Source organism: Endozoicomonas sp. Z74, assembly GCF_057680865.1.
Genome location: NZ_JBLYZI010000228.1, coordinates 1 through 1,611 on the forward strand (window position 1 = coordinate 1; position 1,611 = coordinate 1,611).

Annotated in this window: 1 protein-coding gene; it reads right to left on the reverse strand. The window is 43.5% G+C overall.

Annotated elements, in window-relative coordinates; all coding sequences use genetic code 11:
* Positions 1-1,461: 1,461 nt before the first annotated feature.
* Positions 1,462-1,608, reverse strand: a complete 147-nt coding sequence (locus ACNRUY_RS26420) for an integrase core domain-containing protein (protein ID WP_488110674.1) — start codon at positions 1,606-1,608, stop codon at positions 1,462-1,464.
* Positions 1,609-1,611 lie beyond the last annotated feature (3 nt).

Consider the following 1,611-nt stretch of genomic DNA (forward strand, 5'->3'; position numbering starts at 1 on the left):
CCGGAAATACCTTGTGCATCACCGGCAATGGGTGAGGGCGGCAGAGTTTTATGGAGGACACCGATCTGCTCTGGGGACATCATGGGTATGGACTTCAGGATGTCTTGGAATTGCTGAGGTTTCATGGCTGGAACTCCACTTTACACGACAATTCTCATGCTCAGGGAGTATAGACCATGTTAGCAACATTTAATTTGAACAGCGCCATTCCGGATAATGATAAAGCCTGGGTCGTCAAGGATGGTCGTATATTTAAATTTTCACACCCTCCTCTGGAATATAGTGATATTTCATTATATGAACACCTTACGGAAGAGCCAAAACAAAGCCACTCGTTGGGGTATTTTGGCTTGGCGAAAGGTGAAAGATTTATTGTCAAGAATCATGATGCTCTGAAGGTGCATGATTTAGATACCAAAACGTTAATACGCAGAAGCAAAAGAGTATTGGTTCAATTTCCTGAAAAAGGTCTGCCACCGTCAGAATCTGTCGTGATCAGAAATGCGCGAGATAATATTGTATTTACTAATGGAGACAGGCTAGTCATCGCCGGGCTATCAGAGGGCCTGCAGGATACTCGGCTTCATTGGCGGTATGAATTCAATAGAGCGGAATCAATGATCGATAATGCCGAAGAGGGAGGTCAGCGCAGTGATTTCTCTGATCCTGGTATGTTGGAACAAAGTTGCCTTCCGAGGCCGGTTCCAGTGAGCCCTGCAATAGCTGGAAGTGATGATTATATTTTTATTGCAGGGCTGATGGAGTGTGACGAATATCGTTATCTGGTTGTCCTGGGAATACTTGACAGCCCGGACAGTGAAGAGCATACATCTGTTCAATGGAAAGTAAAATATCGCCTGGGCTTATCTGAGAATGAATCGCTATTGTCTGATTGCCGGCCTGAGATAGCTTTATCAAAGCGGCAGGTTTATGTTCTGTGTGGCAGAGCTATAGTGGTTCTTGACCAGGAAAGCGGTCATCATAAATTTACTCATAGGTTTACCGGTGCTCAGGAACCACCCGTAGGAATAGTGATTAACCACAATTCTCATGCTTTTTTGATTTCAAACTCTCATGTTTATGTGGTTACATCAGCATACAAGATGCTTGAGTATTCTCTAAAAGAGATGCTGCCTTATCCTATTGATGGCCCTTTGAATGCAGTTGAAGGGTTGATATTAAGTAATGATGATAAATTAATGGTTGCTTTTTTTGAAAAGAACGGCATATGTGCTGATCGTTTATGTGTTCTTAAAGGTGGGTCAGAAGAGAGCCCACATTTGAACGTTGTAACCTTTAGCATCAGAGCAATGGGCGAGTTGGCTTATTCTAAGGCTATTTTCAGGGGAGGGCTGGTAGCTCCTGTTGACAGTGGCTGGATGGCTTCCTGCTATGGTGGACCCCATTGTCTAGACCACAAGATCCACTTTTTAAGTTATGTTCCGACTGTTGTTGAAGTCCTCAGCCAAAGTGTATTGCCTGAGGTGTTTTATAGTTCAGTGATTGATGTAGCCTTTCAGTATTGTAGAACTGGAAGTATTTTTCCAGCCCTTGGTACAGCTCGGCTACCGTTCTGAATTCGTTTAAATAGAGCCACTCATATTTCACAGA